This window comes from Micromonospora foliorum (assembly GCF_022229015.1).
Classification (GTDB): domain Bacteria; phylum Actinomycetota; class Actinomycetes; order Mycobacteriales; family Micromonosporaceae; genus Micromonospora; species Micromonospora foliorum.
The window spans coordinates 1-9,331 of sequence record NZ_JAKKFF010000411.1 but is presented as its reverse complement, the minus strand read 5'-3'; the positions used below and the strand labels follow the sequence as shown (position 1 = coordinate 9,331).

At 70.3% G+C, this 9,331-nt stretch carries 7 protein-coding genes; 5 read left to right on the top strand and 2 right to left on the bottom strand.

Annotated elements, in window-relative coordinates:
• The first annotated feature begins 358 nt into the window (after positions 1-358).
• On the top strand, positions 359-1,657 hold the full coding sequence (locus tag PSH25_RS26055; RefSeq protein ID WP_238661560.1) for an aspartate aminotransferase family protein: 1,299 nt from the start codon (positions 359-361) through the stop codon (positions 1,655-1,657).
• Positions 1,654-3,141: a CoA-acylating methylmalonate-semialdehyde dehydrogenase gene (locus tag PSH25_RS26050; RefSeq protein ID WP_238661559.1), complete on the top strand. Its 1,488-nt coding sequence runs from the start codon at positions 1,654-1,656 to the stop codon at positions 3,139-3,141. The genes PSH25_RS26055 and PSH25_RS26050 overlap by 4 nt, the downstream gene beginning before the upstream one ends.
• Here the strand turns inward: PSH25_RS26050 and PSH25_RS26045 are convergent.
• Positions 3,113-4,567, bottom strand: a complete 1,455-nt coding sequence (locus PSH25_RS26045) for an acyltransferase family protein (RefSeq protein ID WP_238661558.1) — start codon at positions 4,565-4,567, stop codon at positions 3,113-3,115. The genes PSH25_RS26050 and PSH25_RS26045 overlap by 29 nt on opposite strands.
• Before the next feature lie 193 nt (positions 4,568-4,760).
• Between PSH25_RS26045 and ngcE the strand changes: the two genes are divergently transcribed.
• From ngcE to PSH25_RS26030, 3 genes are all read left to right on the top strand, one after another.
• On the top strand, positions 4,761-6,176 hold the full coding sequence (gene ngcE / locus PSH25_RS26040; RefSeq protein WP_238661557.1) for an N-acetylglucosamine/diacetylchitobiose ABC transporter substrate-binding protein: 1,416 nt from the start codon (positions 4,761-4,763) through the stop codon (positions 6,174-6,176).
• Between the two features lie 65 nt (positions 6,177-6,241).
• Positions 6,242-7,150, top strand: a complete 909-nt coding sequence (locus PSH25_RS26035; RefSeq protein WP_238661556.1) for a carbohydrate ABC transporter permease — start codon at positions 6,242-6,244, stop codon at positions 7,148-7,150.
• Positions 7,147-8,046, top strand: a complete 900-nt coding sequence (locus PSH25_RS26030) for a carbohydrate ABC transporter permease (protein ID WP_238661555.1) — start codon at positions 7,147-7,149, stop codon at positions 8,044-8,046. The genes PSH25_RS26035 and PSH25_RS26030 overlap by 4 nt, the downstream gene beginning before the upstream one ends.
• Before the next feature lie 103 nt (positions 8,047-8,149).
• On the opposite strand, the gene PSH25_RS26025 is transcribed toward PSH25_RS26030, so the two are convergent.
• Positions 8,150-8,902: an SDR family NAD(P)-dependent oxidoreductase gene (locus PSH25_RS26025; protein WP_238661554.1), complete on the bottom strand. Its 753-nt coding sequence runs from the start codon at positions 8,900-8,902 to the stop codon at positions 8,150-8,152.
• Positions 8,903-9,331: the final 429 nt, after the last annotated feature.

Sequence of the window (9,331 nt, the reverse complement as noted above, 5' to 3'; positions counted from 1 at the left end):
AGCGACCGGGCGGCGGCCAGCAGTCCGCCCGCCGCGGGCTCGGCCAGCGCCTCGCTGCCCCGACCCACCTCGCGGGCGGCGACGCGCTCCAGCTCGGCGATCGTCTCTTCGATGCGCACGTTTTGCCTCCCCGGCGACAGTGGACCGACCCAGGGTAGCGGTGGGCGGCCAGGCTGCGGATCGAGTGGTCTTTTCCCATGAGTGCTGCGGAAATCATGGGTCGAGGCCAACCCTTGCCGTGGAAATCGTTGACGTGCTGTCAGGTGGGGACGTCCTTGCGCTACAGGCTGACAGTTGTTCGCATTGGCCGGCGGTGGGAGCGTGCGGTATCCACGAACGCCGCTGAAGGGTTGCCACGATGACCGACGACCTGCTGGCCCGGCACCGGGCCGTACTCCCGTCCTGGATGCCGTTGTACTACGCCGAGCCGATCGAGCTGGTCTCCGGCGCGGGCCGCCGGGTCACCGACGCGCAGGGGCGCAGCTACCTGGACTTCTTCGGCGGCGTGCTGACCAACATGATCGGGTACGACATCCCGGAGATCCGGGAGGCCGTCGAGCGCCAGCTCGCCACAGGCATCGCGCACACCTCGACCCTCTACCTGATCCGGCAACAGGTGGAGCTGGCCGAGAAGATCGCCCAGCGCTCCGGCATCCCGGACGCCCGGGTGTTCTTCACCAACTCCGGCACCGAGGCGAACGAGGCGGCGCTGCTGGTCGCCACCAACCACCGCCGCTCGCACCAGATCCTGGCCGTGCGCAACAGCTACCACGGCCGGTCGTACGCGGCGATGGGCGTCACCGGCAACCGCAACTGGTCGGCCAGCGGCCTCAACCCGCTCCAGGTGGCCTGGCTGCACTCCGGTGACCGGGTGCGCGGCCTGCTGGCCCGGCTCAGCGCCGACGAGCAGGTCGACGCGGCGGTGGAGGACCTGCGCGAGGTGCTGGCCACCCAGACCGCCGGTGACGTGGCCGCGCTGATCGCCGAGCCGATCCAGGGCGTGGGCGGCTTCGTGTACCCGCCGGACGGGCTCTTCGCCGGTTGGAAGAAGGTCCTCGACGAGCACGGCATCCTGTTCATCGCCGACGAGGTGCAGACCGGCTGGGGGCGTACCGGGGAGCACTTCTGGGGTTACCAGGCGCACGGCATCACCCCGGACCTGCTCACCTTCGCCAAGGGCATCGGCAACGGCTTCGCTCTCGCCGGGGTGGTCGGCCGGGCCGAGGTGCTGGAATCGGTGCCGGCCATCAGCTTCTCCACCTTCGGCGGCAACCCGATCTCCACGGCGGCCGGCAACGCGGTGCTCGACTACCTCCTGGAGCACGACCTGCAGGCGAACGCGGCCCGCGTCGGCGCGATCCTCGCCGACGGCCTGCGGTCCGCCGTGGGCGGGCTCGACTGCGTCGCCGAGGTACGCGGAAAGGGGCTGATGCTCGGCGTCGAGTTCGTCCGGCCGGGCACCAGTGAGCCGGACCCGGCGCTGACCAACCGGGTCTTCGAAGCCGCCCGGGACGGTGGCCTGCTGGCCGGCAAGGGCGGTCTCTACGGCAACGTGCTGCGGATGGGTCCACCGTTGACGCTGACCGAGGATGAGGCCCGGGAGGGCCTGGCGATCCTCGTCGACGCGATCCGCACCACGGCGGGGGCGGCGGCATGAGCATCGGTCACTTCGTCGACGGCAAGCGGGTCGGCGGCGCGTCGGAGCGGCGCGGCGACGTGTTCGACCCGGCGACCGGTCGGCGTACCGCCGAGGTCGAGCTGGCCTCGACCGCGGACGTCGACGTCGCGGTGCAGGCCGCCGCCCGCGCGGCGCGGGCCTGGCGGGACGCGTCGCTGGCGCGACGTTCCGCGGTGCTGTTCGCCTTCCGGGAGTTGGTGCACGCCAGGCGGGACCGGCTCGCCGAGGTGATCACCGCCGAGCACGGCAAGGTGCTCGCCGACGCCGCCGGCGAGGTGCAGCGCGGCCTGGAGGTCATCGAGTACGCGTGCGGCCTGCCGTCGGCGTTGCGCGGCGCGTTCAGCGAGAACGTGTCCACCGAGGTCGACTCGTACACGATCCGGCAGCCGCTCGGGGTGGTCGCGGTGATCTCCCCGTTCAACTTCCCGGTGATGGTGCCGCTGTGGTTCGTGCCGGTGGCGGTGGCCTGCGGCAACGCGGTGGTGCTCAAGCCGAGCGAGAAGGACCCGAGCGCGGCGCTGCTGCTGGCCGAGTGGTTCGCCGAGGCGGGCCTGCCCGACGGGGTGCTCAACGTGGTCAACGGCGACAAGGAGGCGGTCGACGCGTTGCTGGAGCACCCGGAGGTGCGGGCGGTGTCGTTCGTCGGCTCCACCCCGATCGCCCGGTACGTCTACCAGCGCGGAACGGCCGCCGGCAAGCGGGTGCAGGCGCTCGGCGGGGCGAAGAACCACATGGTGGTGCTCCCGGACGCCGACCTGGACCTGGCCGCCGACGCGGCGGTCAACGCCGGGTTCGGCTCGGCGGGGGAGCGGTGCATGGCCATCTCGGTGCTGGTGGCGGTGGAGCCGGTGGCGGACGCGCTGGTCGAGCGGATCGCCCAACGGGTGACCGGGCTGCGCACCGGCGACGGCCGACGGGGCTGCGACATGGGTCCGCTGGTGACCGCCGCGCACGCGGCGAAGGTGCGCTCCTACGTGGACGCCGGTGTCGCCGCCGGCGCCGTGCCGGTGGTGGACGGGCGGGACGTGACGCCGGACGGCGACCCGGACGGTTTCTGGCTCGGCCCGACGCTGTTCGACCGGGTGACCCCGGAGATGTCGATCTACACCGACGAGATCTTCGGGCCGGTGCTGAGCGTGGTCCGGGTCGCCTCGTACGACGAGGCGGTGGACCTGGTCAACGCCAGCCCGTACGGCAACGGCACGGCGATCTTCACCAACGACGGCGGGGCGGCCCGGCGCTACCAGCACGAGGTGGAGGTGGGCATGGTCGGGATCAACGTGCCCATCCCGGTGCCGATGGCGTACCACTCGTTCGGCGGCTGGAAGTCGTCCCTCTTCGGTGACCTGCACGCCCACGGCGAGGACGGGGTGCGCTTCTTCACCCGGGGCAAGGTCGTCACCAGCCGCTGGTTGGATCCGCGGCACGGCGGGGTCAACCTCGGGTTCCCCACCCAGACCTGAGCAGTCGCAGCACGCCCGCCCCGGCCAGGTACGCCACCAGCGCCGGGACGGGCGTGCCGAGCGGCTCCGGGGCGTGTTGCGGTGTGGTGCTGTTGACAAGCAGCGCGGCCACCACGGCGGCGTAGCCGGCCACCGCCGACGCCGCCCGGGCCGGGGTGCTCCGAGGGGTTCGCCGCCCGGCACGGTGCCGGCCGCTGCGCGCCTCCACCGGCCCGAAGATGGCGACCAGCACCACCAGGACGGCGCTGAGCAGCAGCAACCAGGGCGCCCGCCAGGCCCACCAGGCGGCCGTGTCGACCGCCGGGGTGGGCAGCGTCCCGACCGCGTCGAGCAACCCGATCAGGAGGATCGCGGCGGTCAGGTGCCAGAGGAAGACGGTCAGCACCACCAGGTTGACCCCGATCACCAGCTGCCACGGCCCGGTGCGGCTCAGCAGCCGCTCGGCCGGGCCGCGCAGCAGCAGGATCACCCCGAGCTGGCCGGCGGCGACGGCCAGCAACGCGAGGCTGGGCGGCGCGGCGTTGTCGAGCCGTTCGTCGGGCACCTTGAGCATGGCCACCGGCCAGGGGCCGAGCACGGTGAGCAGCAGGACCGCGCCCAGCCCGCCCGTCAGGAAGACCAGGCCGGCCCGGCGGGAGGTGGGCAGCCGCCGTCGGCGTACCCCCGGACGGTCGGGAGTCGACGGCCCGGCAGCGTCGGTCTGGGCGGGTGGTGGCGCGGTTGGACCCGCCTTCGTTGGTCGTGGCGTGGCTGGACCGGCGGGCGGCGGCGTGGCGCGGGCGTCGTGCCAGGCGAAGCCGAGCTGGTGGACGGCGAGCCAACCGAAGAGGTAGTTGCCGTAGCTCAGCTCCTCCGGCCCGTTCAGCCGGCCGAGGTCGCCGAGGCCGACCAGGGCGACGAGCACCAGCGGTACGGCCAGGCCGAGGCGGCGGTGCAGCGCGTACATCGGTGGGGTGAGCGCGACCACCGCCAGGTAGGCGACCAGGAACCAGAGCGGGATGGTGGCGAACCAGAACACCTCGCGGATGTGGGTCGGGTCGACGCCGCGCAGCCAGGCGACCGCCGCGGTGGCGGTGAGCACCAGCAGCAGCGTGCTGGTGGGGCGGACCAGGCGGGCACTGCGGTCGATCAGCCAGCCGGCGGCGTCGCCGCCGCGGGCCCGCAGCCGGGTCAGCGAGGCCGCGTTGGCGTAGCCCCCGACCAGGAAGAAGACCGGCATCACCTGGGCCAGCCAGGTCAGCGGGTACGCCCAGCGCAGGTCGCCGAGCGCGGAGTGCCCGGTGGCCTGCCCGGCGGCGTCGCGCCCGATCACCGTGACGCTCCAGTGTCCGAAAACGACCATGGTGATGGCGAGCGCGCGGAGCAGGTCGACGTACCGCTCCCGCCCAGCCGGGGTGCGCTCGGCCAGCTGGCGCAGACGGCGCATCGCCTCAGGCTAGGCGACCCGGCGGCGGCTGGTGGTGATAACGGTTCGACCGTCAGGACTTGAAGTCCGAGCCCGGCTGTCGTAGAAATTCTTCAGCAACAGAGCATGAACTGAAGAGAACTACCGCCCCTCGCGCGACGGACGCCTCCCCCCACAGACCGGCGATCCGCCCGACCCGACCCGAGGAGAACCCATGAACAGGCGTGACATCCTGCGGCGCAGCGTCGCCGCCGGCCTCCTGGCCACCCCCGCCGCCGGCCTGCTGTCCGGCTGCGCCACCGGCGGTGGCGGTGACAAGAACGATGCCGAGACCTACCAGGGCACCAAGAGCGCGCAGAACCCGCTCGGCGTGAAGGAGGACGCCCCACTCGAGGTGGTGATCTTCGGCGGCGGCTTCGGTGAGGAGTACGCCAAGGCCCACGAGGCCATGTACACCGAGAAGTACCCGAAGGCGAAGATCAAGCACTCCTCCACCCAGGAGATCAGCAAGACGCTCCAGCCGCGGTTCGTCGACGGCACCCCGCCGGACGTGGTCAACAACTCCGGCTCCGGCCAGATCGACTTCAACGGCCTGGTCAGCCAGAACGCCCTCGCCGGCCTCGACGACCTGCTGGCCGCCCCGAGCCTCGACATCCCCGGCAAGACGGTCAAGGACACCCTGCTGCCCGGCGCGGTCGAGGTCGGCTCCTACGACGGCAAGTTCCTGGTGCTCAACTACACGTACACCGCCTACGGAATCTGGCACTCCGCCAAGCTCTTCGCCGACCGCGGCTGGTCGTACGCGAAGACCTGGGACGAGCACATCGCGCTCTGCAAGCAGATCAAGGCCGCCGGCATCGCCCCCTGGACGTACGCCGGTCTGCACCCGCGCTACATGAGCTGGCCGCTGATCTCCACCGCGATCAAACTCGGCGGCCCGTCGGTGGCGACCGCCATCGACAACCTGGAGCCGAACGCCTGGAAGTCCGACTCGATGCGGACCGCCGCCGACGCCTGGCACCAGATCGTCAAGGACAAGTACATCCTGGAGGGCTCGCCCGGCCTGGACCACAAGCAGTCGCAGACCGCCTGGTGCCAGGGCAAGGCCGCCTTCATCTCCTGCGGCTCCTGGCTGGAGAGCGAGCAGAAGGACGTCACCCCGGCCGGGTTCAACATGACGATCGGGCCTACGCCGAGCCTGGGCAGCGGCGACAAGCTGCCGTTCGAGGCGATCCGCGGCACCGCCGGGGAACCGTTCATGGTGCCGGCCAAGGCCCGCAACGTCGCCGGCGGCCTGGAGTACTTCCGGACCATGCTCTCCAAGAAGGGCGCCCAGGACTTCACCAAGAAGGTCGCCAGCCTCACCGTGGTCGCCGGCGCCACCGAGGGCGTCGAACTGCCGTACGGGCTGAGCACCGTGGTCAAGGCCCTCGACGCGTCCGGCGCCAACGGCTTCAACTGGGTCTACAACAACTTCTACCGCAAGTTGGAGCGCAACCTCGTCGACGCCGCGTGCGGCGAGTTCTTCAGCGGCCGGATCGGCCCCGCGGAGTTCCTCGAACAGTGCCAGAAGGGCGCCGACTCGATCGCCCAGGACAGCTCGATCAAGAAGTACAAGCGAGCGGCCTGACCCGCCCGGCCGGTGGGGGAGCGGTCCGCCCCCACCGGCCGTACCCCGACGGAAAGGTCCCTCTCGTGAAACATGGCAAGTGGCCGCTGATCGTCACGTTCCTGGTGCCGCCGGTGCTGTTGTACGTGTTCTTCGTCGTCTCGCCGTACCTGCAGGCGTTCCAGATCTCCACCACCGACTGGCTCGGCTACTCGGCGGACGCCAACCCGGTCGGCCTGGCCAACTTCAAGACCCTCTGGCACGACGACTACGTGTGGAACGCGCTGAAGAACAACGCGATCCTGCTGGGTCTGGTGCCGGTGCTGACCATCGTGCTCGGGCTCTTCTTCGCCACCATGCTCGCCATGGGCGGGCGCAAGGGCAGCGCCGGCGTGACCGGCGTACGCGGGAGCGCGCTCTACCGGACTGTCTACTTCTTCCCGCAGGTGCTCTCCGTGGTGATCATCGCGTTGCTCTGGAAGGAGGTGTACCACCCCAACCAGGGGCTGCTCACCAGCGCCGCGCACGCCGTCGGCCTGCCCGCGCCGACCTGGCTCGGCGACCCGGCCACCGCCTTCTGGTGCGTACTGGCGGTGATGGTCTGGAGCAACGTCGGCTTCTACGTGGTGCTGTTCGGCGCGGCGATGTCGGCCGTACCGAAGGAGATCTACGAGGCGGTGCTGCTCGACGGCGCGTCCCGGTTCACCACCCTGCGCCGGGTCACCCTGCCGCTGCTCTGGGACACCGTCCAGGTCGCCTGGGTCTACCTGGCCATCTTCGCCCTGGACGGGTTCATCCTCGTGCAACTGATGACCAACGGCGGGCCGAACTTCTCCACCGACGTGATCGGCGTCCGGATGTACGACACCGCCTTCGGCAGCGAGACCAAGTTCGGCTACGCCTCCGCGATCGGCGTGGTGATGTTCTTCCTGACCCTCTCGGTGGCGGTGCTGTCGCTGCGGGTCGGCCGGCGCGAACGGATCGAATACTCTTGACCACTCTGGACCAGCCCACCGCGACCGCCCCGACCCCGGTTGCCAGCCGGGACCGCCCGGTACGCCGGGAACTCGGCGTGGCCAACGCCCTCTCGCACGGCTTCCTGCTGCTCTGGGGCCTGCTCACCGTACTGCCACTGCTGTGGATGTTCATCAGCTCGTTCAAGACCAACGGCGAGATCCTCGCCGACCCGTGGGGGCTCCCCGGCGCGCTGCACCTGGACAACTGGGCGCGGGCCTGGACCGGCGCGCACATCGGCCGGTACTTCCTCAACAGCCTGGTGGTGGTGACCGGCTCGGTCAGCCTCACCATGCTGATGGGCGCCACCGCCGCGTACGTCTTCGCCCGGTACGAGTTCCGTGGCCGCCAGGTCGTCTACTACCTGTTCGTCGGCGGCCTCATGTTCCCGGTGTTCCTCGCCCTGGTGCCGCTCTTCTTCGTGGTCCGCAACGCCGGCCTCTTCAACACCTGGCTGGGGCTGATCCTCGTGTACGCGGCCTACTCGCTGCCGTTCACGGTGTTCTTCCTGACCGCGTTCTTCCGGACCCTGCCGACCTCGGTGGCGGAAGCCGCACTTGTCGACGGCTGCGGTCACTTCCGGCTCTTCTTCCGGGTGATGCTGCCCATGGCCCGTCCGGGAATGATCAGCGTGGCGATCTTCAACTTCCTCAGCCACTGGAACCAGTTCCTGCTGCCGCAGGTGCTGTTGCAGGGCGACGAGTCCAAGTGGATGCTGGCGCAGGGGCTGTTCGCGCTCTCGGTCAGCCAGGGCTACGCCGGCGACTACGCTCGGCTCTTCGCCGGGCTGAGCATCGCGGTGCTTCCGGTGCTCGCGGTCTACGTGGCCTTCCAGCGCCAGGTGCAGGCGGGCCTCACCGCAGGGCAGCTCAAGTAGAGGGGTAAGTTCCTGCCTCCTCGCGATGGTCCCTCAGGCCTGACCGATCCTGATCAATTGCCGGGGGGCCGGCTCGGCGCCGACGCGCCGAGCCGGCCGGTCCTCAGATCGCGAGGGCCCCGCCGTCCACGGGGAGGAGCACACCGTGGATGTGTGACGCCTCTTCACTGGCGAGGAAGATCACCGCCGCGGCGGTGTCCTGCACCGTGCCCGTATGCCTGTCCGGGTTGTTCTCGGCGAGCTTCTCCAGGATGGGGCGGAGGTCTTCGTTTGACTCCGTGATGGTGGGTCCGGGGGCGACGGTGTTCACCCGAATGCCGTCGGCGGCCAACTCCGCGGCCCACGACCTCGTCAGCGAGTGCAGGCCTGCCTTGCTGGCGCCGTACAGCGAGGTGAACTTGATTCCATCCACACCGCCGATCGAGCCCATGTTGATCACCGAGCCGCCGCCGTGCTCCACCATGCCGGGCACCAGGGCCGCCGTCAGAAGGTACGGGGCCTTGACGTTGACCTCCAGCACCAGGTCGATCTGTTCCTCGGTCGACTCCGTCATGGGGTGCGGCGGCACGAGAAAGGCCGCGTTGTTGACCAGGATGTCGATCGGCCGACCCGCCAGGGCCGTCGCCTCCTGTGCGAGGCGGCGGATCTCGGACCCACCCGCGGAGAGGTCTGCCTCGACGAAGTGGGCGATGCCACCCTCCGCGACGATCCCGTCGACGATCTGAGCACCCTGCTCCGCGCCGAGTCCGGTCACGACGACGATGGCACCCTCGCGGGCCATCGCCTCCGCCACACCGCGCCCAATTCCGCTCGTCGAGCCTGTGACCAGTGCGGCGCGCCCTTCGAGACGTTTCATGTCGGTACCTCCGGTTCTTGCGGTGATGTCATGGACGTGGGACGGCTGAACCTCTCGTCGAACCCATCGTTAATTGCTTGAACAAGCAAGTATGCCGAGTGATTCCCTGGCAGGTACGGGCTCTGGTGCAATGCCACCACTGGAAGGCGGGTGCCGAGACCGCATCTCCCGGAATCGGCGGTCACGGCCGGGGCTACGGCTGCGACAAGTGCCGTCACCTGCTCGGGGTCGGGGCAGCCCGTGCGGATACGCCGCCGCCCGCCGTGATCGCGGTCGCCTCGGGCGCCGAGCGCCGGTGATCGCGGTCGTGTGGGGCGCCGGGCGCGGGTGATCGCGGTCGTGTCGGGCGCCGGGCGCCGGTGATCGCGCTAAATCCTGGAAAGAGTCCCCTCGTCGCGGCCGGAGGGCACTACATCCTGGATCGAGCGC